Genomic DNA, 25,579 nt, shown 5'->3' on the forward strand with positions numbered 1-25,579 from the left:
CTTCAACGGCGCATCACTGGCGCCTCGATATCGGTGACCGCCTGCGGATGATCGGATGTTGCATTCAACTCATCGATCATCGCCTGCACCTCGTAAATGGTTTCGACCCAACGGCTATTGCTTCGCACAAGCCGGGTCATTGCGCCTACCGTCGGCTCCGCCATAACGTCATGCAGCCGCAGCTCGATGAAATAAAGCTCGTACAGACGGGCGAGAATGCCCAATGCATCAATTGAGGTTCCGCCGATTCGGAAGAAATTGGACTCGAGCGAAACCTGGGGCACTCGCAGCACATCACACCAGATCATGCGAATAGCCCGGTCTACCAGGTCCATGGGTTCTGTGGCAGCCTTGATATCGCTGTCATCAGCGGCCTGGATGAGTGTGGGGCGTTCGCCATTCTCGACATTGATCGCGGCAGGCACATGAGCGAGGTGCTCAGCCACGTACTCGGATAGCAATACCGAAGCGAGTTCAGCATCGGCGCTGGCGTCACCTTGGGGAATGCGTTGCTGCCGAGGATCGAGCGCGCCGGCCAACACTGCACACCTGACCCCGTCGCTGCCAAGGTTGGCCATGCCGCTGGGCGTGAACCCGAGCATGCACATGCCAAAGTCCCGCTGCGGGGCCTGCATCATCAGGTTCTGCGCGTGGCGACCGATCGCCAATCGTGCCAGTCGCTGTTGCTGGGCATCAGCCACCTTGGCTTCGACGTACAGTTCCAGCAGCCACTCACTGCTACCGCCGACGAGCCCGTCAAGGACGGGATTCGGCCCGCAGAGCAACTGTTCAGTGAGCAACGCTCCCCGCTCATGGCAGATCATTTTCAGATGCGCACCTTCTCGTCGATAGATGCGGGTACCTACACTCAGCGGCATCTGCGTACAAAGGTGCCCAGGCATGTCCTCTGCCAGCAATGCGGCGCCAGCCAGGGGTTTCAGGCCCGGAATGGCCAATGCGCCATCGTTCACGCACTCCTGCATGCACAGGCCACGCTGGCGAGCTGCCTGGTCGAGCACTGCAAGCATCGCCCCCGCTTCCAACTGGGCGAATGCCTCTGCCTCGTCACCATAAAGCAGCGCTATGCGTTCGAGTTCGGCGGCCAGTACCAGATGAATGCCTTCATCTGGTAAAGCACTCCCTATCTCATGCGCCAAGCAGCGCGTGAGGCTGCGTGCAATAGGATCGAGCACGTACCAGCCGGCTGCAAACCCGTAACCTTCGGCTACACCAAGGTAGGCCTGCACGGCATAGCTGCTTCCGGCGGAAGGGTATGGATACTTGGGAAACAGCATCGAATCGCTGTCAACCGCCGCCAGACTAGCGACCCACATCAATATGTCGGCAGGTTCGATGCTTCGCGACACCCGAACCGTGGCCGGGCGTGTGTACGCTGACTCGACCCACTCCAGGATGGCAGCGTCAGGCATGGCGCGCCCCCAGAAGGAGCGATAGCTGCGGCGGGAAAGCACTTGCGCCCTGGAGGCATCATCCCTCTCAGGCAACGTGCAATTGATCGCGGTACTTCTTGAGTCGATCATCCGTTGGCGTTTTTGCTCCAGGCGCTCGACCCACGAAAGCGAGCTGGCCGGCATGTCTGCCGCTCTGTTGGCCCAGAGCTCCAGCGCTGTCGGTGCCAGGCGCACGCCGACCGTCAGCCCATGTCCCTGCCCAACCGCCTGCCGCCAGGCTTCGGCCACCCGGGGATGAGCTTGCAGGCGTCCGAGCAAGGCATCGAAAGGTTCCTGCCCTGCTCGAATACGTGCCATATGATCGCGGCAGTCCGCAATCAGGGGGGCAGGCGCCTCCAGCTCGAATGCGTGCCAGGCCTTTGGGTCATCGCTCAAGCGCTCGAGCGCAGCCACATAGAGATTGAAAAGCGACTGCACCAAATGTTGATCGAGTACATCGTCGCGCACGTCCCAGGCCAACAGCAGATTGCCGTGCTCTTGGTAAACCTGATGATCGAGCCAAACCTGTGGCGTCTGCGTCAGTGCATACACCACGTCACCCTGAACATTTTCAAGTGTCAGTGATGCACCACTGTTTACCGGAAGTACAAGTGCGCTGGTAAACACCACCGGCGCCAACGCCACCCGTCCTCGGCGCCTCGACAAGTCTTGAAGCACTTGCACGCCGCTATATTGACTGTGGTCCAGATCCGAGAGAATCTGCCGACACAAAGCGCCGATCGCCGCGTCCAGAGCCTCACCATCGTTGCACCTGTATTCGAGCAGGAAGGTGGAAGCAAAATCACCCACGATATCGTTGATGTCAGGATGGATTGGCGGGCGATTGAAGTGAGTGACATTGATCAAGAACGAAGCATTGTCACAGGCCAGGCGCAACACTCGCCCGAATACGGTCAACAGCATCGACGAAGGGGTCGCGCCGCATTCCAGGGATCGCATTTTCAAGCGCTCCCACTGCGGCGACTCGATGACCTGTGTATAACGAGTGAATCGGGCAGCGGCGCTTTCGTCACTACCACCCCGTACCGGCAATGCCGGAGGTGGCGGCAAGCTGTCGAGCCGCTCCTGCCAGTAGCCGCGCATGCGCGCATAGTGCGGCGACTGGCGCAGCGAGGCCATGTACTTGACATAATCGCGGAAAGAGAACGCCAACACTGGCAGCGTATTTCCATCCTCTCGATAGAAAGCGAGAAGATCGCGCGCAATAAGGTTGGTGCTCCATGCATCGGCGATAATGATATCGAGGCTGATATGCACGCGCACCACATCATTAGCATGCCGGGTCGCCGTGATCGAGAACAGCGGCCATATCGCCGGATCATTTGCCGCCAGCGACAGCCTTCGACGGGTGGCTTCCAACTTTTGGGCCTGGCAATGAAGCGGCTCATCACGCACGTCATCCACGACGATGTGATAGCGCGGTACACGCTCCAGTATGCGTTGTTCGCCCGCCTGCAGCACACAGCGCAACATGCCGTGCCGCTCGATGATGCAATTTACGGCTTCCTCGAAGCGCGCCAGCTCCAACCCGCGATAATCGATCTCGATAAAGGAATGGGCGACAACGGCGCCGAGCGTCATATCGTCACGGCGCCCGACATGATAGGAGCGCTGGATATCCGTCAGCGGGAATGACTCGAACTGCTCGGCTGCCTCGGCGGCAATGGCCATGGGCAGGGGCTCGACCGCCCCACCGCTCGCATCACGGCAACGTTCGACGTACTCGGCAATTTCCTGCAGAGTGGGATGGTCGTAGATCGTCCGAGCAGTCAGATCCAGGTTGAAGATCGAGTTGAGCTTGGCAACGAAACGTGTAGCGATGAGCGAGTCACCGCCGCTGCTGAAGAAGTTCTCCTGTTTTTGCGGATGCATCACAGCCAGCATGACCTGCCACAACTCGGCGACGACCGACTCGACGACAACATCGCTCGAGCCTCGTTCACGTTCGAAACTGTCTTCAGGTAAGGACTCATTCTGCAACAACGCACGGTCGACCTTGCCATTGGCACCCATCGGCAACGCCGTCAGCACCTGTATGGCAGCCGGGACCATGTAGCCCGGAAGATGCGCCTGTGCATGATCCTGCAATGAACGCCGAATCTTGGCCTCATCGCTTAGGTCGACGCCGGCGGCCAATACAACATAGACGTTGAGTTGCCGCGCCTGGTTGAGTATGGCAACCGCACTCTTCACCATCGGATGCCCTTGAAGCACACCCTCGACCTCGCCCAGTTCGATTCGCAAGCCATTGAGCTTGACCTGCCCATCCCGGCGCCCCATGAAACGAATGTTGCCATCTTGCAGATAACAGCCGATGTCACCTGTCCGATAAAGGCGGTCGCCGGTGATTGGGTGGCGAATGAACTGAGCGGCTGTTTTCTCCGGGGACTCCCAGTAGCCGCGCGCAAGTCCCACTCCGCTGATGTAGATCTCCCCAGCCACCCACACCGGACAGGGTTGTAGCAGTACATCGAGTACATACATGTTCTGGCCGGGCAAGGCACGGCCATAAGGGATGCTGGGCCACTGCGGGTCGACAGCCTCGATTGGGAAATAGATCGACCAAATGGATGCTTCGGTCGCCCCCCCAAGTGATACCAGTTGCATGTCAGGCACGATCTGGCTCAAACGGGCATGAAGCGTCAGCGCGATCCAATCACCACTCAGAAGCGCCAGGCGAAGACTCGCGAGAGAATCACCTCTACCTTTGCAGTTATCGACCAGCAATTCCATCAACGCGGGAACGGAGTTCCACACGGTCACGTTGTGCTTGCAGATGATCTCTGGCCAGCGCCAAGGGCGCGCACTTTCCTGGGAGCTCAGCATCACACAGGCGCCGCCGACGAACAGGGGCCCCCAGATGTCATATACGGAAAGGTCAAAACAGAGCGAAGACACGCATAGAACACGGTCATGTGCCGTCACACCGAACAACTGGTTGACGGACTCTATGGTGTTCAGCACCGCCCCATGCTCGATCACAACACCTTTGGGAACGCCCGTGGTACCCGATGTAAATATGATGTAGGCAATGCCATCTGGCAAAGCCTCGACAGGACGTTGACTCGGCGATATCTCAAATGCAGCGCTACCCAACACTACACCCGAACAGCCATCTGGCAGGCTCTCGCTCGCCCCTGGATGGGTGATGAGCAACGAAAGCCGAGCAGCCGAGATGACCGCATCACGACGCGCCTGAGGCCATGCACGGTCAATCGGCACATACGCGCAGCCACCGAGGTTGATCGCAAGCATTGCGACCACCGCTTCCCAGCCTTTATCCAGCAGCAGACCGACTCGTCCTCCAGGCTGCATGCCGGCGGCATCCAGCGTCGCCCGCAAGCGAAGCGCCAAGTCCAGCAGCCGTGCATAAGTCAGTGTCTGGTCAGCGGCGATGACCGCGACATGATCCGGATAGCGGGTGGCGGTCTTGATGACTTGCTCAGGCAGGGTTCTTCTGGGCACTTCCCAGCATGGCAAAGGCAGCCTGGCATCCTCGACGCGTGTGCGAAGGCCTCTCTCCCAGGCCTCATCCTGGGTTGCCAGGGCCGAGAGCAGGCGCCGATAGTACGCAAACATCGACTCGACGACGCCATCCTGGAACGCTTCATCCACTGCATCCCAATTAACAATCAGCTCACCGTCTGCCTCCTCGATCTGACAGTCGATCCATACGTTCGATGTCTGCGTAACGCTATGGACAAGCTGACCGGAAAGCCGGCTGGTTTTCAGGCTACTCGCCTCCGGCAGACCCAAGGCGCTGGTGAACACAATGGGCAGGGCGATTCGCTCTCCGCCGTTGCGTCGTGTCAGCTCACGCTGAACCTGTACACCGCCGAAAGCTCGATGCTCGAGTACCTCGCGCAGCTGAGATTGCACCCGCGCAAAGGTACCAGATGCCACTTCGTTCGCGCAGGGCTCACAATTGAACAACAGCGACGATGTGAAGTCGCCAACAACCTTGTCAATGTCAGGGTGCAGTAACTGGCGATCGAATAATGTCAGAATCAGCGAAAACGACTCGTTGGCACTCCACGTTTCGATGGCCGAAGCGTAGGCGCCCAACAGCACACTGGTAACGGAGACCTGCGATTGCCTGGCGCGCGCCTGCAAGCTTTGCCACTGGACACGGGAAAGTCTCATTCCACGTCGATTGAAACGCAACGACGCCTCATGGTTCGAACGGTAACGCGAGACGGGCAATTGCGGTGTCTTGCCCAAGGAATCCATGCGCTCGAACCAGTATGCCTTGGCCCGCTCGAATGCCAATCCCTGCTGCGCGGATTGACTGGCGACCACATAATCGCGGAACGACAACCCGATCTGCGGTAATTGCACGTCTTCCCGCTGGTAACTCGCCTCTAGCTCGCGCATCAAGAGTCGCGCACTGAAGAGATCGATGAACAGCATGTCGAAGGCAAAGAACAACCGATAGCGCTCGCCTCCCAAGCTGGCTGCCGCTACCCGGAACGATGGCCATTGCCCCGGTTCGAAACGGGTGCTGGAAAACTCGTCACGGTACTGCTCCAACTTTAGGGCCACGTCCGGCGCGGCCAGTTGAGACAGATCCAGGGTTTCGATCTGATAAATCGGTACCTCTCCAAGAATCCGCTGCGCATCTTCACCTACGAGTACTGCACGCAACATATCGTGGCGAGTGATGCAATCGTTGAACGCCTGGGCAAAATCAGGTAACGACAAGGCGTCGTAGTCCATCGAGAAAGCACAGATGGTCGACATCTGCTGCTGACCTACGACGTCATGACCAATTCGATACGCCTGCTGCATCAACAACAACGGGAATGGCTCGTATCGTGATTTGAGATCCACCGCCATCAGCTCATGCCGGGCACTTCCTGCGAAGGCATGCCCTGCGATGAAGGCAGCCGTGTCACGGACCGTGGGAGCAGCGAAAAACTCAGCCAGACGCAGTGAGCAGCCGAACCGCAAGTTCAACGTATCGACCAATCGAATTGCCAGTAGAGAATGGCCCCCCACCTGATCGAAATGATCATCGAGCGACAACCTCACGCCGCCCAGTACCTGCGTCCAAGTCGCCATGACCTCCCGCTCCAACACGGAAATCTCGGCATGGCTCCCAGAGGCGTCATCGACAGGCAGCGCAAGCGCCCTCAGCACACGCCCATCGCGCACGACCTTGCCCGAATCGGTACGCGGCAGGTCTGCAACGTTCAACCAGAGGTTTGGAATGGCATGCGCAGGAAGCAGCGTTCGCGCGTGCTCATTCAGCCGTGACTTGGACAAGGCGGTATCAACGGAACAAAACGCAGTCAAACGCCCAGGGTCGGACTCATCGATAATCACGCAAATGTCGCGCAGCCCCTGAAGTTCACGCATGGCCGCCTCGATCTCCAATACGCTGGTGCGCATGCCACGCACCTTGATTTGCATATCGAGACGTCCCAGGTAGTGACAGACTCCCACCTCGTCCATGAAACCATAATCGCCGGAGCGGAATATCCTGCCGCCTCCGGGAGCCGGCCAGAACCGTTCTGCGGTAAGCGTCGGCGCAGCATGGTACCCCCCTCCGATGGCACTCCCACCGACGGCAATCTCGCCAGGCGTACCTCGTGGCAGCACGTTCCCCTGGGAATCAATGATGCAGAGTGCAGTATTGCTGATGGGCATGCCTGCCGACAGTTTCCCGCTACCAACCACATGCCAGGTAGCATCGGCGGTAACCTCGGTAGAGCCGTACAGATTGACAAGCGAAACTCCGGGAAGAAGCTTGCCGAACGCGAGGACTGTCGACTCCGGCAGCGCTTCGCCACTGCAATGCACACGCTTCAAGGCCAGATCTGACCTGGACACTTGCGTATCCAAAAGCGTCTGCAGGTAGGAGGGAACAACGGTCAGGTGAGTAATCTGCTCAACTGCAAGCAACTGCCAGAACTGGCGAGGATCGCCTAGCGACTCCTCCGGAGCCACGACTGCGCAAGCACCACCGAGAATGGGGGCAAGCATTTCGATGATGGAATCGACGAACATTGGCGGGCTGCGCAAGACGACACGATCATCGGGCTCATAAGGCGCACTGCTCCATTGCCAGTGGAGTCGATTGAGCACCGCGTCCGCCAGACCATAAGCACCCTTGGGCAGGCCAGTACTACCGGACGTATAGATGAGATAAGCAGGAGCATCAGGACCATGACGACGAGAGGATGGGGCATGCCAAGGCTCAAGCGCACCACGCAGGTTGACGTCCAGCGCCGAACTGCCGGGCGCAACCTTGTCCAGGCGTTCAAGACCTCGGCAATCGGTCAGTATCAAGGCTGGAGCACTGTCGGCGATCTGCAAGGCAAGCCTGGCATCAGGGCAGGTAGGGGGTAGCGGTACATAGCAGTGCCCCTCGGATAGAATCGCGAGAACCGACACGACCAATTCGATCGAGCGGTTCAGATGCACCCCTACCCGTACCCCTTGCCCTTCCAGGTGCCGCATCTGGGTTACAAGGGCATCTACACGCTGCTTCAACTCACCGTAACGTATTGCCGTGGATCCAGCGCGTATGGCTTCTTTCTCGGGCTGAAGCCGAACGGTCGCATCGAATATCTGAGCAAAGGACGAAACCGGCCAGGCACGACGCTCGCCAGCGGCAATGCTGGGGCGCTTGACGCTTGCGCGCTGCAGTTCAACCACCGGTTGATCGGGAGTGCCGAGCAACCGCTCGCATAAATGAATGAAGCATGCACCCAAGCGCTCGACTGTTGCTTCATCGTAAAGCGTGGAGTTGTACTCCAAAGAGACCGCAAACGTGTCGGCTTGCTCGGCAACCATGAAGGTCATGTCGAATTTTGCCGGCGCTTCAGGCAATGCCAAAGGAATGAGCTCGACACTATCGAGTGCCGCAACCGGCGCCTGATTCTGATAGACAAAAACAACAGAGGGCGCCAGCAAATGCCCCTTTTCGAAAGCCTCCATGCGCAATCTGTCAAACGGATAGTCGCGATGTGCGAAGGCGGTTTGCCAGGAAGAGTGAACATGGCGCAGATACGAAGAAAAAGGCAACGCTGTATCGGCTACAGGCCGCACCAATACATGATCGACGAAGCAACCGACTACATCGAACCAGCGGGCATCTTCACGATACCCGACCGTCACGGGAATGCACCAGTTGCCTTCACCCGCCTGGTTTTCTTCGACTAGCAGTCCCAAGACCGCCAGGAATACCGTAAATGGCGATGTACCTGATGACGCGCACAAGCCCCTGAGCTGCAACGCACTGGCTGGAGCAAGCGAAAAGAACTGTTTGCGCCCCACGCTCGGTTGATCTGTCGCCGGCACGCGATCGCTGGGAAACGCCGCACATTTTCGCTTTTCAATGAAGTCATGCCAATAATCATGGGATGCCTTGAACAAGGGCTGCGAATCGAGCGCCAGACGACGGGTATGTGCATATTCAAAGAAGCTGGCCTTGGCTTGAACAGGTACAGCGCGTTGCTGATAGTGCCGAATGAGTTCTGCGAGCAGTATGCCCTGTGACCAACCATCCGAAACGATATGGTGCACGACCAGCACCAGGACGCACTCATCTTCATTCAAGATGAACTGAGCACAACGCAACAGCACACCCTGCTGCAAATCGAAGGGCTTGCCGACTTCACGCCTTATCGCCGCGTACAACCTGCGCCAACGCTCCGAGCGCCGGTACATTGAGAGATCTTCGACGATAAGAGGAGCGGTACAATCCGATGCAGCGTATTGCCAAATTTCGCCATCACGCTCGACAAAACAGGCACGTAGAGACTCATTGGATAACAGCAAGTTCTTCAGCGCCGACGCCAGTGCATCGGCATTCACGGCAGCTTTTACTTGCACGACAATAGGCGAGTTGTATGCTGCCTCTTCAGGCGCCTGCTGCTCCCTCAGCCAGAGAGATTCCTGCAGATGCGAAACGCGAAAAATATCGCCAGACGAAACAGACTGACTGCTACCTGGGTTCATCCTTGAACTAACTGATTCCATTACAGTCGCTTCGCCACTCAAAAAATAATGAACCCACAACAACAGGCAATGCCTGAGCGCTCCATCGAGCGCCTGTCAGGCAGGCTCAGTCGTGCGGCTGCTCGTCGTCAAGAGACTCGCCAAACTTGAGAAGATTGCCATCGGGATCCAGAACATAAAGCTCGGCAGTACCCCATGCAGTGCGCGTGACCTCCTGAAGGTCCGGCAACACCTCCTTCAACGCCTCGTGAATCGCCCCGATATCTGACACCCTTATATAGCAGGAAGTGGTTTCAGCGACACGTTTGTCTTCACACTTCCAAAAATGCAGCTCCACCTCGCCCCAGGCAGCCATACCATAAGAAAAGTCTTCAAGATGACGCCCCTTGAAGCCCAGAGAACGGTAGAAATCAATCGTTCTCGCAATATCGCTGGACGCCAGCATCGGAACGGCTTTTAGAAGAACTTCCTTAACGGCTGCCATAGTACCTCCTGAGAAAATTCACTGACGCCTTCATTAGGATTGCCCATAAAAGCGGGCATCACAACAGGAGCAAATTGATCACCAAACGCCTTGGAAAAACAAGACATCAAAGCGTTCACCCAGCAATTAGCGAACATCAGAATGCCAGCACGAGATACCATGGCACGCACCATGCAGAGCACTGGACGTGCGAAGTACTGATAGAGAGGAGGCCAATGGGCCTTTAGAGTGAGTTGCCATGTACACTCCCTGTAACATATAGCGTTGAGCCCAATAATACGCACACATTCAAGAAAATCAATATGCTCGCCAAAAAACCTTCAGCCGCATTTCGTGCTGAGTGAGGGCCCTGCTGCCGACCTAGCCTCTAACCTGCCCTCCCTAGACACTTCAGCCCCCGGATCTAGCGTCCTGGAGACGTGTTTCTGATTGATGACAAATTGAACGTCGCTACCGAAAAGACCAGTCGACCGAAGACATTCACAGGAACTCCTCCTACACTGGCTTTTCGTGCGCTCCACGCCCGATCATTCAAAATACAATGATAATCATTGTCATTTGACCATTATTAAGTACCACACCTTGCCCATTCAAGAGTGAGATCAACGATGGCTGAAGAGTCACCAATTGTTCCAATTAATCAAATAGGCCGATTTAGCATTAAACGCCTAGGTGAATTGCTGGCGCTGACACACAACAAAGAAACAATATTGACTGCCAGGATTGAAAGTATCGACGACGTATTCGGCGGAAGCGTATTATGGCTGGACTCGCCTACAAGAGACGAAGCGCTGGTGGCGCTTGTCCACCTTCTGGCCACACTTGCCTCCGACGACCATATTTTTTTACAGAGTGACTATTTATGCAACGATCTGGCCGACAGCGCTTTACAGGTTAAAGCGATCGGCCACGCTTCATTTCGCTGCCTCTTCTCCAAGGCCGATGTCCTCCAACCACACCCTCGAAATCATCACCCTGCCACCGACAGTGTTTCCGCCCGGCTTGACCGACCGGCCAAGCCTAGAGGCGAGCTCTACTATCGTTCAACGCCAATATTGCAGGAGGCTTTGAGTTTTAGAAGCCTGTGCATTGATAGCGATCTTGAGCTTTTCAATAAATGGCAAAACGATCCCAGAGTTTCGCATCACTGGCAAGAAAAGGGCGACCTTGATCACCACCACAAATACTTAAGCCAGATTGATGATGATCCTCATATATACTCAATGATCGCCTGTTTCGAGCGCGAGCCTTTCGCCTACCTTGAGGCCTATTGGGCAAAGGAGGACCGCATCGCGCCCTTTTGCGATGCCCAGGATCATGATCGCGGGTTTCACCTGCTTGTCGGTGAAAAGCGTTTTTTAGGACGCCAGCGAACAGACATGCTGCTCTCATCAATCGTCCACTACTTATTTCTCGATGACGCCAGAACTCATCGGGTCGTGGTTGAACCCCGGTCAGATAATGCAAAAATGATTGCATTACTTCAACGCCACGGATTCGTACTGGAGAAATACTTTAACTTCCCGCACAAGGAAGCTGCATTAATGACGATCACACGCGAGGCTTTTTTCAATCAAAATGATTTATACAACGCTCATCCAATGCTTTCAATCGGTGTCAAATCGGAGATGAACAGTCGCTAGTGCCCTGTCTCCGAAATACGTTCTCTTTTGACGAGTGGCCTGGGTGTTCGGCCAAGGCGCCGCGACGAGTCATAGCAGGGCTATGGCGAGGAGTGGCAACGCTGGCCGGGCGCCCAGGACACCGTCAAAAGTGAACAGCTTATTTCCGAGACAGGACACCAGGTAAGCCCCGAACAAGTGCCCCCGAGCCCGAAACAGCCAACGTTTCGACGGCGCAGCACGAACTGCTCCATCTCTGTCAGGAAGTGCTCACGGCGTGTCTGCTTGCACTTACCGGCATACTCGAAATCGGAGAAGCTCATCTGACTCACGGGCAGGGCTTGTGGGGTTGGCTGAGCGAACGGCCATTTGAGCGCAGGTCAGGTGGCCTGTGCTGACTTGATCGGAGAATCCCAAAGCAGTTCAACAGCTGAATCGGGATCCAATCATGACAGGTGGGGCCAGTCGTCGCCGTCCATCGCCACACGAGTACTTCATCACCCTTGGATATGCCAATGGACACAGCGGTTACAGCCGATGTTCCGCTGCCTGTGCAAGCGAATCAGGAAAAAACACTTGCCGATTCAAACTACGACCAATAAAGTCGTAGTTATTCGACAGGCAGTGAACGCCTCATCGAAGACCCTTTTCCTATCCTTGCGGAGCACCCACATGACCTCTCGTATCCTGATCATCGGTGCCGGCTTTGCCGGTGTCTGGAGCGCCCTGAGCGCCGCTCGCCTGCTCGACCAGGCCCCGCGCGGCGACGTGCGCATCAGCGTGCTGGCCCCGCAGCCGCAACTGCGCATCCGCCCTCGCTTCTACGAAGCCGACGTCCACACTTTGCAGGCACCGCTGGAGGCGCTGTTCGACGTGGTGGGCGTGGAGTTCATCCATGGCACCGCCGACAGCATCGACAGCGCCGCCCGCCAGGTCGGCTACCGCGATGCCGATGGCCAGCCGCAGCAGCTCGCCTATGACCGCCTGATCCTCGCCGCCGGCAGCCAGGTGGCCCGCCCTGCCGTGCCGGGCCTGGCCGAGCACAGCTTCGATGTCGACCAGATGGAATCGGCCGTGCGCCTTGAACAGCACCTGCACGGCCTGGCCAGCCTGCCCGCCTCGCCGGCGCGCAACACCGTGGTGGTCTGCGGCGGCGGCTTCACCGGCATCGAGACCGCCACCGAGATGTCGCCGCGCCTGCGCGCCATCCTCGGTGAAGGCCATGCCCGCGTGGTGCTGATCGACCGTGGCACCAGCGTCGGCGCCGCCCTCGGCGCCGGGATCACCCCGGCCATCGTCGCCGCCAGCGAGCAGGCGGGCGTCGAATGGCTGACCGGAACCTCGGTGGTGGCGGTGGATGCCGGCGGCGTCACTCTGGACAACGGCGAGTACATCGCCAGCAAGACCGTGATCTGGACCGCCGGCGTCAAGGCCAGCCCGTTGACCGCGCAGGTGGCCGGCGAGCGTGACGGCTTCGGTCGGCTGCGGGTCGACGACCACCTCAAGGTGATCGGCCAATCGCACATCTACGCCACCGGCGACGTGGCCTGGGCCGCGGTGGACGAGCTGGGCAACCACGCCCTGATGACCTGCCAGCACGCCATCCCCATGGGCCGCCACAGCGGCAACAACGCCATGGCCGACCTGCTGGGCGTGGCGCCGGTGGCGTACCGCCAGCCCAAGTACGTCACCTGCCTGGACCTGGGCGACTGGGGCGCGGCCTACAGTGAAGGCTGGACCCGCGAGCTGAAGCTGCAGGGCCAGGAAGGCAAGGACCTCAAGCGCCAGATCAACTCGGTATGGATCTACCCGCCGGCCGCTGATCGCGCCTTGGCCCTGGCGGCAGCCGACCCGCTGATTCCGATCGTCGAGTGAACGAAAACAACAGGCCCGTCCCGGAAGTGACGGGCCTGTTTGCATACGTCATTACATTGAACGACTGGTCAATAATAGTGGCGTTATGTCATCATTCCGAAAAAACAACATGAACCGTGAGGATATAACCCCCTTCGCAGTGCATCGAGAGCCTTTCCAGCCGAGCCCGGTCCGTCCGCGCTCTTGACGCCTGCAGCCACCGTCAAGGAGCGTCGCATGCAGTTACGGAACATGAAGATCGGTATTCGGGCAGCTGGAATGTTCACCCTGCTCGGGATCCTGGTCCTGGCCCTGGGTCTGGTCGCCCTCTACGAGACCCGCCGAATGGACAGCGCCAGCGACGAAATCCGCGTCACCTGGATGCCCGCCGTGCTCGCCCTGGGTGAAGTCAGCAGCAATCTTGGCCGGGCCCGCGCCCTGACCCTGCGCAGCGTCCTGGAGGACAGCAGTAGCGCCCGCCACGCCACCCTGGACAAGATCGCCCAGGTCAACCAGCAACTCGAGAGCGACCTGAAGGCCTACGAGCGCACCATCATCGCTGCGGATGACCGCGCCTTGTTCACCACCTTCATGGGGTTGAGCGAACGCTACCACAGCCTGCAACAAGCCATTCGCAGCGCCGCCGGCAACGATCAGCTGGACGAGGCCCGACGTCTGGTCAACGGCCCGCTGGCCGAGTACGCCGACAGCATGATGAAGGCCCTGGCCGCGCTGATCGACTACAACACCAAGGGTGCCGAACAAGCCTCGCTGCGCAGCAGCGCGGCCTCCGACGAAGCCTTCAGGCTGATCATCGCCGCCATCGCCGTGATCACCCTGGCGCTGATCGGCATCGCCACCCTGCTCACCCGCAGCATCGTCGTGCCCCTGGCCGACGCCGTCGCCGTGGCCGAGCGCGTCGCCACCGGTGACCTGACCCGCGAAATCGTGGTGCTTGGCCGCGACGAACCGGCACTGCTGCTGGGCGCCCTGAGCCGCATGCAGCACAGCCTGCGCGACACCCTGCGCCGAATCGCCGCGTCTTCCGACCAGCTGGCCTCGGCCTCCGAGGAGTTGCACACCGTCACCGAGGACACCAGCCGCGGCCTGCACCAGCAGAGCGCCGAGATCGACCAGGCCGCCACCGCGGTCAATCAGATGACCGCCGCCGTCGAAGAGGTGGCGAGCAACGCGGTGAGCACCGCCGACGCCTCCCAGGGCGCTGATCGCACCACCCGCGACGGCCGCGACCAGGTCAACCAGGCGCTGGCCTCGATCCAGCATCTGGTCGATGACGTGACCGGCACCTCCGGGGAGATCGAGCAACTGGCCAGCCACGCCAACCAGATCAGCCAGGTGCTGGACGTGATCGGCTCCATCGCCGGGCAGACCAACCTGCTGGCCCTCAACGCCGCCATCGAGGCCGCCCGCGCCGGTGAGGCCGGCCGAGGCTTCGCCGTGGTCGCCGACGAGGTGCGCGCCCTGGCCCACCGCACCCAGCAGTCCACCGCCGAGATCGAACAGATGATCGGTGGCATCCAGACCGGCACCGAGCGTGCGGTCAACGCCATGCACAACAGCCAGGGCCGCGCCAGCGGCACCTTGGCCGTGGCGCAGTCGGCTGGCCAGGCCCTGGAGCTGATCGCCGAGGCCATCGCCACCATCAACCAGCGCAACCTGGTGATCGCCACCGCCTCCGAGCAGCAGGCCCAGGTGGCCCGGGAGGTGGACCGCAACCTGGTGAACATCCGTGACCTGGCGATGCAGACCTCGGCCGGCGCCAACCAGACCAGCGCGGCGGCGCAGGACCTGTCGCGCCTGGCGGTGGAACTGAACGGGATGGTCGCGCAGTTCAAGGTCTGAAGCGTCCCGGAAAGCATCGTGGGACCCGTCCGTGCGTCCCGCGATCACTCCACATCGGGTTCCGCGCGAAGGAGAAATAGGAAAAAACGCTACACGTTGTGATACCTGGCGTCTACTCGCCTCCCCAAGATCCCATCATGCTCTTGATGTATACATTTCTCTTACATCAAGGAACATCCATGCTTCTACGAGACATGAAAATCGGCAAACGGGCAGCCTGCCTGTTCACCCTACTGGCTGCTCTCGTCCTGTCCATGGGAAGCGTCGCGCTATATGAGACCCAGCAGATGGACAGCGCCACCGACGAAATCCGTATCAACTGGCTTCCGGCTGTGATCGCGCTCAACGAGGTCGGCGCCAGCCTCACCCAGGAACGCGCCGCTACCTTGCGCACAGCCTTGGAGGATGGCACCAGCGAGGGGGCCAGCATCCAGTTGCTCAACCGCATCGACGAGGCGTTGCGCCAGAGTCTGCGGGCGTACGAGTCGACTATCGACGGCGAAGAGGACCGCGCGCTGTTCAATTCCTTCATCGCGGCGCGCAAACAGTACACCGACCTGCAGCAGCAGGTACTAGGACACATCAGCGAGGGCCGCATGGCAGAAGCCAGGCGGCAGATCAGCGGCCCGCTGCTCCAGCGTGCCGACCAGATGATGGAGACGATGGCGGCACTGGTGGCCTTCAACTACCAAGGTGCGCAAGCTGCCTCACAGCGTAGCAGCGATGCCGGCGACGATGCCTTCCGTGTACTCGTCGTTTCACTGGTGCTGATCATTCTGGTACTGGTCGTCATCGCCCTGCTGTTCACCCGCAGTGTGGTTGCGCCCCTGACCGAGGCCGTCGCCGTGGCCGAACGCGTCGCCACGGGTGACCTGACCCGCGAGATCGCGGTCGTCGGCCACGACGAGCCGGCATTGCTGCTGCACGCCCTGCGACGCATGCAGCAGAGCCTGCGCGACACCATCGGCAAGATCGCCGCGTCCTCCGACCGTCTGGCCTCGGCCTCCGAGGAGCTGCACAGCGTTACCGAGGACACCAGCCGCGGCCTGCAGCAGCAAAGCACCGAGATCGACCAAGCCGCCACCGCGGTCAACCAGATGACCAGCGCCGTCGAGGAAGTGGCGAGCAATGCCGTGAGCACCGCCGAGGCCTCCCAGGATGCAGACCAGACCACCCGAGAAGGTCGAGACCAGGTCAACCAGGCACTTGCCTCGATCCAGCACCTGGTCGACGACGTCACCGGCACGGCAGGGGAAATCGAACAACTGGCCAACAGCGCCAACGAAATTACCCGGGTACTTGATGTGATCGGCTCGATCGCCGGGCAGACCAACCTGCTGGCTCTCAACGCCGCCATCGAAGCCGCTCGTGCCGGTGAGGCCGGTCGCGGTTTTGCGGTGGTTGCCGACGAGGTGCGTGCCCTGGCACATCGCACCCAGCAGTCCACCGCCGAGATCGAGCAGATGATCGGGGGTATCCAGAGCGGCACCGAACGTGCGGTCAGCGCCATGCACAGCAGCCAGGGCCGCGCCAGCGGCACCCTGGAGGTGGCGCAAGCGGCCGGTCAGGCCTTGGAACTCATCGCCCGGACCATCGCCTCGATCAACCAGCGCAACCTGGTGATCGCCAGTGCCACGGAACAACAGGCCCAGGTGGCGCGCGAGGTGGATCGCAACCTGGTGAACATCCGCGACCTGGCACTGCAGACGACGACCGGGGCCAACCAGACCAGCGCCTCGGCCCAGGACCTGTCGCAGTTGGCGCTGGAGCTGAACGGGCTGGTCGCGCAGTTCAAGGTCTGAATAGCATCGCGGGTCAAGCCCGCTCCCAAAATGGTGCGCTGGCATCTGTGGAAGCGAACCAACACGGCCCACACAAAACCCCTCGCCAAGTGCCGCGTCTCGGTGCACCCTGATGCTCTCACGCACAAGGACCCGCACAGCTCATGGCGAAATGGCTCGACGGTGGCGGCCTCATGGCCGAACGCATCCGCAACCACGACTGGTCGTCGACCACACTGGGCCCCCTGGCCACCTGGCCTGACGTGCTCAAGACCACGGTCGCCCTGTGCCTGGCCTCGCGCTTTCCCCAGGCCGTGCTCTGGGGCGACCAACTGATCACCCTGCACAATGATGCCTTCAGCGAGATCCTCGGCAACAAACCCTCGGCCCTGGGCCGGCCCTTCAGCGCGGTCTGGCAGGAAGCCTGGAGCGATATCCGCCACCTGGCCAAACGCGCCCTCGATGGCGAAGCCGTGTACATCGAGGACTTTCCCCTGTTGATCGAGCGCCACGGCAGCCCGGAGCGCGCCTACTTCACGTTCTGCTACAGCCCCATCCGCGACCACGACGGCCAGGTGGTCGGCATGATCGACACGGTCACCGAAACCACCGCCAGCGTGGTCGCCAACCAACGCCTGAACTTTCTTGACACCCTCAGCCGGGCGGCGGCCAATGCCACCGATCCGGAGCGGATCATGGCCACCACCACGCGCCTGCTGGGCGAGCACCTGCACCTGTCGAGCTGCGCCTACGCCATGATGGACCCCGACGAGGACGGCTTCACCATCTGCGGCGACTGGGTCGCGCCAGGCTCGCCGCGCCTGCTCGGCCAGTACCGCCTGGGCGACTTCGGCGAGCTGGCCGTCAGCCGTCTGCGCGCCGGACTGGCGCTGGTGATCAACGACAACCTCACGCAGTTGCCAGCCCGCGAATCGGCGACCTTCCAGGCCATCGGCATCACCGCGACCGTCTGCATGCCATTGATCAAGGAAGGCCGCCTGACTGCATTGATGGCCATCCACGACAAGCTGCCAAGGACCTGGACGCGCTACGAGCAGACCCTGCTCAACGAGGTGACCGGACGCTGTTGGGCACATATCCAGCGGGTCAAGGCCAACGCGCAGGTGCGCGAGGCGATGACGGCCCTGGAGGCGCTGAACGCCACCCTCGAACAGCGCGTGGAGGAGCGTACCGACCAGCTCCTGCACACCGAGGCCGTGCTGCGCCAGACCCAGAAACTCGAGGCCATCGGCCAACTGACCGGCGGCGTGGCCCACGATTTCAACAACCTGCTGACCATCATTCGCTCATCCATTCACTTCCTGCAGCGCCCGGACCTCGATGAGACGCGCCGCAGCCGCTACTTCAAGACCGTGTCCGACACCGTCGACCGCGGCGCCAAGCTCACCGGGCAACTGCTCGCCTTTGCCCGACGCCAGGCCCTCAGCCCGCAGGTGTTCGAGGCAGGCCTACGGCTCGAGGCCATGGCCGAGATGCTCGACACCGCTACCGGCGCGCGTATCCAGATCAGCCTGGAATTGCCCGACACGCCCTGCCATGTGCACGCCGACCTCGGTCAACTGGAAACCGCGGTGATCAACCTGATGATCAATGCCCGCGACGCCATGGCCGGCGCCGGCACCTTGCGCCTGCGCCTTGAAGGCGACCAGCATTTGCCTGCGCTTCGCGGCCAGCCGGCACAGGACGGCCCCTTCGCGGCGATCTCGGTGATCGACGGCGGCGTGGGCATCGCCCCGCACCTGCTGGAGCGCATCTTCGACCCGTTCTTCACCACCAAGGCCTCCGGACAGGGCACCGGCCTGGGCCTGTCGCAGGTGTTCGGCTTCGTCAAGCAGTCCGGTGGCGATGTGCGGGTGGTCAGCATCGAAGGCCAGGGCACCACCTTCACCCTGTACCTGCCACAGGTGGCCCAGCCCGCCGCCGAGGTACCCGGGGTGACCGCGCAGCCCGCGCCACAGGGCAACCGCAAGCGCATTCTGGTGGTGGAGGACAACCCGGATGTCGGCAGCTTCACCGCGCAGATCCTGCGCGACCATGGCTACCAGATCAGCTGGGCGACCTCGGCCGAGGACGCCCTGACCCAGATCGCGGCGGCCCAAGGCGGATTCGATGCGGTGTTCTCCGACGTGGTCATGCCGGGCATGGGCGGCCTGGCCCTGGCCAGAGAGCTGCGCCGCAGCCAGCCGCAGCTGCCGGTGATCCTCACCTCCGGCTACAGCGAAGCGATTGCCGAGGGGGGCCACCAGGGCTTCGCCTTCCTGGCCAAACCCTATTCCGCCGAGCAGGTGTGCCAGATGCTGGGGGATATATTGGCTAGGACTTGAGCAGCCGCGCCAGGCTCTGCCCCAGTTCGTCCTGGCGAAACGGCTTGCGCAGCACCTCGAAGCCATGCAGCTCGCGTGGCGTCAGGTTGGCATAGCCGGTGATGATCAGTACCGGCAATTGCACCAGCCGCTCGCGCACCTGCTGGGCGAAGCGTACACCGGTGGTCTCGGCCATGACATGGTCGGTCAGCAGCACATCGGGCAGCAGCCCCCTGTCCAGCAACGCCAATGCCTGGGCTGGCCCCTCGGCCTCGGTCACTTCGTACCCCAGGGCGCGCAGTTGCAGGAGCGTGGCCTGGCGCACCAACGGCTCGTCGTCCACCAGCAGCACGCGGGTCTGGCCTTGCGCCTGGGGAACCTTGACCGGCCTGGTCGCTTCATCAACCACTTCCTGCTCGCTGGCCGGCAGCCACAAGGTCGCTTCGGTGCCCTCTCCCACACGCGAGCGAATGCCGAAACCGCCGCCGGACTGCAGCGCCAGCCCCTGCACCATCGGCAGCCCCAGCCCGGTGCTTCGGCCGACGCCCTTGGTCGAGTAGAAAGGCTCGATGCAATGCGCCAGCACCTCTTCGTTCATGCCACAGCCGTTATCGGCGACCCGCAGCCACACCTGTGTCCCCGCCTGCAGACCGGGCGGTCTGGGGGCACCATCGCCGTCAATACCGGCGCGTATGGTCAATTTCCCGCCCTCGCCCATGGCATCGCGGGCATTGACCACCAGGTTGAGCAAAGCCAGTTCGAGCTGGTGCGGATCCACCAGCACCCCCGGCAGTGCCGTCTCGACAGTGACCTCCATGGCGATGGTCGGGCCCAGCGAACGAGCGATCAGCTCGCGCATGTCCCCCACCAGCGCCGCCAGCGACACCGTCGTCGGCTTGAGGGTCTGCCGCCGCGCGAAGCTGAGCAGGCGCCCGACCAGATTTCGCGCCCGCTCCGCCGCCTGCAAGCCACCATCGATCAGTCGCTCGGCGCGCTCCGGCTGGGGATGGCGGCGCAGCAGTTCCAGGGAGGCGATGATCGGTGTCAGCATGTTGTTGAGGTCGTGGGCGATGCCGCCGCTAAGCTGGCCGATCATCTCCATCTTGCGTGCTTCGTGCAGTTGCACCAATGCGGCCTCGCGCTGGGCAAGCATGTTGGCCACCCGCTCTTCCAGGTTTTCGTTGAGCACATGCAGGGCGCGCTCGGCGCGGGCGTGAGTGACCGCCACCCACACTTGCCGGGCAGCTTCCTCTACCAACAGGCACTCACTCTCGACCCAGGCATGGGGGGTATGAAAATGCACCGCAAGCATTGCCTCCAGATGCTCGGCACGTAGCACCGGGACGTGCAGCGTGGCCCGCAGGCCCTTGAACCGTGCCGGTGCACTCTTGCTAGCCTCATAGTTGCGCTGCACCACCTGGCCAGCCAGCAGCGCCTCGCGCAGCGCCGGGTCCAGGGCCGAGTACTGGTTGAAGCCGACCATCGATGGCACCTCGGCGGCCCATTCCTGAGCGACCCGATAGCGCCGGCCATCGCCCAGGTCTTCGCCGAAGCAGACCCGGGCCGCACCCAGCTCCTCACCCAGACGGCGCACCGCGTGGGCCTCGATACGCTCGGCCTCGCCCAGGCCTGGCAAGGCCTGGCGCAACTCCTGGAGAAACGCCTGGCGTTGCTGGAAACGTACCCGCTCGGTGGTGTCGGTGACGATGCACAGCACACCGCCCACGCCGCCGTCGGCCTCACGCACCGCGGAGTAGGACACGTCGAAATACGCGGTTTCACCCGGGCCATGCCGCTCGATATAGAACGGCCGGTCCCGGGCCGAAAAGGTCACACCGGTTTCACGCACCCCGCGCAGCAGCGGCTCGAGATCGTCCCACAGTTCGCTCCAATGCTCCTGCCCAGGTCGGCCCAGCGCCCCGGGGTGCTTGCTGCCAATGGTCGGCCAATAGGCATCGTTGTACAGCGCGATGTACTGCGGGCCCCAGAACAGCACGATCTGTGCCCGCGCCGGCAGCAGCATGGCCACCACCGACTGCAGCACCGGTGACCAGCCGTCTGGCGCCCCGAGCGGGGACTGCCGCCAGTCCATCGCCTGCAACAGGGAGCTGACTTCGCCACCACCGCCCAGGAAGCTCGGCAGTGCTTGCAGGTTGACCGTCTTGCTATCCTGGCGCGCTTTCATGTCTCGGTAGTCCCGGGCACGTTTTCTTTCCTCTGAGGGTAGGAAAACGCCCAGGGGCAAAACGTTCCATCGGATCGACGCCGACGATCAACGGCGCCCTTCGGCCAGCATGCGCAGCGCCAGCGCCGCCAGCACCGTGCCCATCAGCCAGCGCTGGACCTGCTGCCACACCGGCCTGCCGGCCAGGAACACGGCGATGGAGCCGGCCATCACCGCAATCAGCGCGTTGACCGTGACACTGATGGCGATCTGCGTGCTGCCCAGCACCAGCGACTGCGCCAGCACGCTGCCGTGGCCGGGCTCGATGAACTGCGGCATCAGCGACAGGTACATGACCGCGATCTTGGGGTTCAGCAGGTTGGTCAGAAAACCCATCATGAACAGCCGCCGCGGGCTGTCCGCCGGCAGGTCGCGGACCTGGAACGGCGAGCGTCCACCCGGGCGCAGCGCCTGCCAGGCCAGGTACAGCAGGTACAGCGCACCGCCGATGCGCAGGGCGTCGTAGGCGAACGGCACGGCCATGACCAGCGCGGTGATGCCCAGCGCGGCGCAGAGCATGTAGAAGACGAAACCCAGGGCCACGCCGGCCAGCGAGATCAGCCCGGCACCACGCCCCTGGCAGATGGAGCGGGAGATCAGGTAGATCATGTTGGGGCCCGGGGTCAGCACCATGCCCAGGCTGATCAGGGAGAAGGCCAGCAGGTTGGAGGGTTCGGGCATTGCAAGTCCTCTTTGTCGGTAGCGCCATACCTGGCATTTTTGCCAGTTTCGCTGGCGAGGGGCGCACATTAACGTGAAACAGTCATACCTGAACAGCGGGAGCATCGGTGAGCTATCAATCGATCAAACTACTGGCCAGCGACGCGGCACGATCGGTGCTTGGGAGCGCAAGCCATCGGTTTGCCTATTCGGCCTATGGATACGATCCGGTTCGCGACGCGAGGTGTCCACAACTGGGATTCAATGGCTTTGTTCAGGATCCGCGGGCGGGACTCTACCTGCTCGGCAACGGGTATCGTGGATACAGTCCGGTGCTGATGAGGTTCTGCTCGGCGGACAATTTGAGCCCCTTCGCTGCGGGGGGCATCAATGCCTATGCCTATTGTGAGGGTGATCCTATCAACTACATCGATCCTCGTGGACGCAGTCGCAATACTGTCAGGATCAATCTGGATTTTCACACCACTGCAAAACGCAAAGTACTTATCAGCGCCACGCCTCACTATGACATGGCGTTCCTTCAGGCAACCAACCCGCGCTACAGAGGGACGATAGAAGAAGTCACCGCTGGCAATGCGCTGAACCTCGCCCTCCAATTGCCAGATCCGAGGACTACCCCTCCCCATATCATGGTTTTACCGTCGCACATCAGCCAAGGTATCCAGACCGGCAGCAAGGAATTGATCACGGATGTCGCAAATCAAGGCAAAAAACTAGCAGTATCTGCTCAGCAGCTAATCAAACAGCCATCGAATCAAAAACTCGAGCGATACGAACTGGAATTGGAGGCCTACTCGGAAGGCCGCAAAATACTCATCGAACATTTGCAAAGCGAGTTGAAGAGAATAAAAGGCTTTTGAGACTTGCCAACATCTGCTCCATCCCCAGCTCGCTTTAATCTCTTGCAATTTGATCCTTGATGCGGCCAAGGCGGTGGTCGAGGCGTTGCTCGACGGCGTGGAAATGCAGCAAGTGGAAAAGGCGCGCCTGCGCACGGTCTGAAACCGTGCAGGTCGATGCGCCTGCCTCGACCTGCCTACAGGCTGACACCCAGCGCCCGGCGCAACGACTCGCCGCGGGCGTCATCCGCCGCGCTGACCAGGGCGAAGTTGTAGTCGCCATGGGACCAGTAGCGGGCCTGCAACTGGCCGTCGGTGCGCTGGCCGCTGGGCATGCGCTCGAAATGCTCGCCGGGCGAACGCAGGAACAGGCTGATGCGCTGCCCCTGGCGGTCCTGGAACACCAGCAGCGCCGCCGGCCCCGCCTCGTTGCTCAGCAGGCGCGCGCCGACCGGCTGCAGGCCATAACCGGACAGGTCCGGCAGCTGGCCGACACGGTTGAAATGACGCCCCAGCCATTCCTGCAGCCGCCCCGGATCGCTGGCCTGGATATCCAGTGCGGCCGCGTCGGCGAACAGCCGGTGGGCCTCTACCGCGTCGGCCATGGGCAGCATGCCGGCGAACAGCGTCGCCTGACGCGCCTGCCAGCCACCCAGGCCGCCCAGGCTCACCGCCAGCAACAGCACCGCCGCCTGTGCCAGGCGCCATTGCCGGCGCTGGCGCAGGCGGCGACGCAAGGGCGCCAGGTCCAGCGCCGGATCACTGGGCTGCTCGCCGAAGCCCGCCAGGGCCGCCCGCAGGCGTCGGGCATCGCCGCGCCAGGCCTCGATCCGCGCCGCCTCCTGTGGATTGGCCGCCAGCCATGCCTCGACCTCGACCCGGCGCGCCGGCTCCAGGCGCTCGTCGACGTAGGCGTGCAACTCGTGCTCGGTGGGGATCAGGCGTGTCATTTGAGTCTCCGCAAGGCCGGGGGCGTGGGGTTGCCCTCGGTCAGTTCACGCAAGGCGGCGCGGGCACGCGACAGGCGCGACATCACCGTACCGATGGGAATGCCGAGGGTGTCGGCCGCCTCCTTGTAGCTCAGGCCCTCGACGCTGACCAGTAGCAACAGGGCGCGTTGCTCTGCCGACAGCCGGGCGAAGGCGCGCAGATCGGCCTGGGCCAGCACGATGCTTTCGATCTCGCCACCGACCGGCTCCTCGGCCTGGGCCCGACCGAACCACGCCAGCCAGCGGGCATGCAGGCGCTCGCGGCGCTTGCCGTCGAGAAATAGCCGGTAAAGGATGGTGAACAGCCAGGGTCGCAGGCTGTCGGCATCGCGTTGCTGGCCACGGCGGCTCAGGGCGCGCTCGACCGTGGCCTGGACCAGGTCGTCGGCGCCGCCGGGCTCGCGTGTCAGCCACAGGGCGAAGCGGCGCAGGCGTTGCAGCAGCTCACGCCATTGTTGGTCGTCCAGATCGTGCATGGTCGGGTTCCGGGCCCCAATGGGCAGTCAGTGTAATGGGCAGACGGCCCGGCACGAAATCTATTCCCCGGCGGGAATAAATCGTTCGCCCTTGCGTCGTACCGGCTCATTCCACCTGACCGGAGCGTCCCCATGACCACTTCCCTGCATGGCCCCGCCAAGGCCCTGCGCCTGGCCGTCATCGGCGCCACCCTCGCCGCCCTTGGTGCGGGCTTCGCCTATGCCGCCGGCTGGATCGGCGCGCCGGGGCTGACCCCGCAACGCATCATCGACACCTTCGAGGCCCAGGCCGGCCACTACCCCGGCTATCGGAAAAACCATGCCAAGGGCCTGTGCGTCAGCGGTTACTTCCAGGCCAGTGGTCAGGCGGCGTCGCTGTCCAGCGCCCGGGTGTTCAGCCAGGCCCAGGTGCCGGTGATCGGCCGATTCGCCATCGGCGGCGCCAACCCGTTCGCCCCGGACACCGCCATACCCGTACGCAGCCTGGCCATCCAGTTGAGCAGCGATGACGGACAGGTCTGGCGCACCGGCATGAACAACCCGCCGGTGCTGGCGGTGAGCACGCCCGAGGCGTTCTACCAGCAGGTACTGGCTGGGGCCCCAGACCCGGCCACCGGCAAGCCGGACCCGGCCAAACTGCAGGCGTTCTTCGCCAGCCACCCGGAAAGCGCGGCGTTTCGCCAGTGGGCGGCCAGCTACAAACCCAGCGACAGCTTCGCCAGCACCGCCTACAACAGCATCAACGCCTTTCGCCTGATTGACACCCAAGGCAACGCCCACCCGGTGCGCTGGACCCTGGAGCCGCAGACAGCGTTCGCCGCCCTGCCCGCCCAGGTCGATGACAAGCAATTCCTCCAGCACGATCTGCAGCAGCGCCTCACCCAGGGGTCGCTGCGCTGGACCCTGCGCCTGCCCCTGGCCGAGCCCGGCGACCCGGTGGACGACCCCGCCCGCCCCTGGCCCGCCGAGCGCCGCAACATCGACGCCGGCACCCTGGTGCTGGAG

At 61.8% G+C, this 25,579-nt stretch carries 13 protein-coding genes; 7 read left to right on the plus strand and 6 right to left on the minus strand.

Features of this window, described 5'->3' with window-relative positions; all coding sequences use genetic code 11:
- Positions 1-2 precede the first annotated feature (2 nt).
- Entirely contained in the window at positions 3-9,437 is a 9,435-nt protein-coding gene (locus DMX06_RS19275; RefSeq protein WP_181427870.1) for a non-ribosomal peptide synthetase, read from the minus strand.
- 106 nt (positions 9,438-9,543) lie between these two features.
- Positions 9,544-9,921, minus strand: coding sequence for a bleomycin resistance protein (locus DMX06_RS19280; RefSeq protein WP_110738920.1), 378 nt, complete (start codon positions 9,919-9,921; stop codon positions 9,544-9,546).
- A 608-nt stretch (positions 9,922-10,529) separates the two neighbouring features.
- On the opposite strand from DMX06_RS19280, the gene DMX06_RS19285 reads away from it, so the two are divergent.
- From DMX06_RS19285 to DMX06_RS19310, 5 genes are all read left to right on the plus strand, one after another.
- Positions 10,530-11,564 (plus strand): GNAT family N-acetyltransferase, encoded by a 1,035-nt coding sequence (locus DMX06_RS19285; RefSeq protein ID WP_110738921.1) that lies wholly within the window; start codon positions 10,530-10,532, stop codon positions 11,562-11,564.
- Positions 11,565-12,215: 651 nt separating this feature from the next.
- Entirely contained in the window at positions 12,216-13,418 is a 1,203-nt protein-coding gene (locus tag DMX06_RS19295; RefSeq protein ID WP_110738923.1) for an NAD(P)/FAD-dependent oxidoreductase, read from the plus strand.
- 258 nt (positions 13,419-13,676) lie between these two features.
- Positions 13,677-15,260 (plus strand): methyl-accepting chemotaxis protein, encoded by a 1,584-nt coding sequence (locus DMX06_RS19300; protein ID WP_375538108.1) that lies wholly within the window; start codon positions 13,677-13,679, stop codon positions 15,258-15,260.
- A 194-nt stretch (positions 15,261-15,454) separates the two neighbouring features.
- Positions 15,455-17,062: a methyl-accepting chemotaxis protein gene (locus DMX06_RS19305; protein ID WP_375538109.1), complete on the plus strand. Its 1,608-nt coding sequence runs from the start codon at positions 15,455-15,457 to the stop codon at positions 17,060-17,062.
- A 143-nt stretch (positions 17,063-17,205) separates the two neighbouring features.
- Entirely contained in the window at positions 17,206-19,386 is a 2,181-nt protein-coding gene (locus tag DMX06_RS19310; protein ID WP_110738926.1) for an ATP-binding protein, read from the plus strand.
- Here the strand turns inward: DMX06_RS19310 and DMX06_RS19315 are convergent.
- Together DMX06_RS19315 and DMX06_RS19320 are read right to left on the minus strand one after the other, a co-directional pair.
- A complete protein-coding gene (locus DMX06_RS19315; protein WP_110738927.1) occupies positions 19,376-21,550 on the minus strand; it encodes an ATP-binding protein in 2,175 nt (724 codons plus the stop codon). The two genes, DMX06_RS19310 and DMX06_RS19315, sit on opposite strands and share 11 nt — an antisense overlap.
- An 87-nt stretch (positions 21,551-21,637) precedes the next feature.
- Positions 21,638-22,270: a LysE family translocator gene (locus DMX06_RS19320; RefSeq protein WP_110738928.1), complete on the minus strand. Its 633-nt coding sequence runs from the start codon at positions 22,268-22,270 to the stop codon at positions 21,638-21,640.
- Between the two features lie 107 nt (positions 22,271-22,377).
- Between DMX06_RS19320 and DMX06_RS19325 the strand changes: the two genes are divergently transcribed.
- Positions 22,378-23,130, plus strand: a complete 753-nt coding sequence (locus DMX06_RS19325) for an RHS repeat-associated core domain-containing protein (protein WP_110738929.1) — start codon at positions 22,378-22,380, stop codon at positions 23,128-23,130.
- 176 nt (positions 23,131-23,306) lie between these two features.
- Here DMX06_RS19325 and DMX06_RS19330 read toward each other — a convergent pair whose 3' ends face one another.
- Complete coding sequence (locus tag DMX06_RS19330) at positions 23,307-24,059, minus strand: anti-sigma factor family protein (RefSeq protein WP_110738930.1); 753 nt, start codon at positions 24,057-24,059, stop codon at positions 23,307-23,309.
- Positions 24,056-24,574: a sigma-70 family RNA polymerase sigma factor gene (locus DMX06_RS19335; protein ID WP_110738931.1), complete on the minus strand. Its 519-nt coding sequence runs from the start codon at positions 24,572-24,574 to the stop codon at positions 24,056-24,058. Before DMX06_RS19335 ends, DMX06_RS19330 begins: the two co-directional genes overlap by 4 nt.
- 132 nt (positions 24,575-24,706) lie before the next feature.
- On the opposite strand from DMX06_RS19335, the gene DMX06_RS19340 reads away from it, so the two are divergent.
- A partial coding sequence (locus DMX06_RS19340; RefSeq protein WP_110738932.1) for a catalase family peroxidase occupies positions 24,707-25,579 on the plus strand: 873 nt, incomplete at its 3' end.

This window comes from Pseudomonas mosselii, from assembly GCF_003205295.1.
Lineage (GTDB): Bacteria > Pseudomonadota > Gammaproteobacteria > Pseudomonadales > Pseudomonadaceae > Aquipseudomonas > Aquipseudomonas mosselii_B.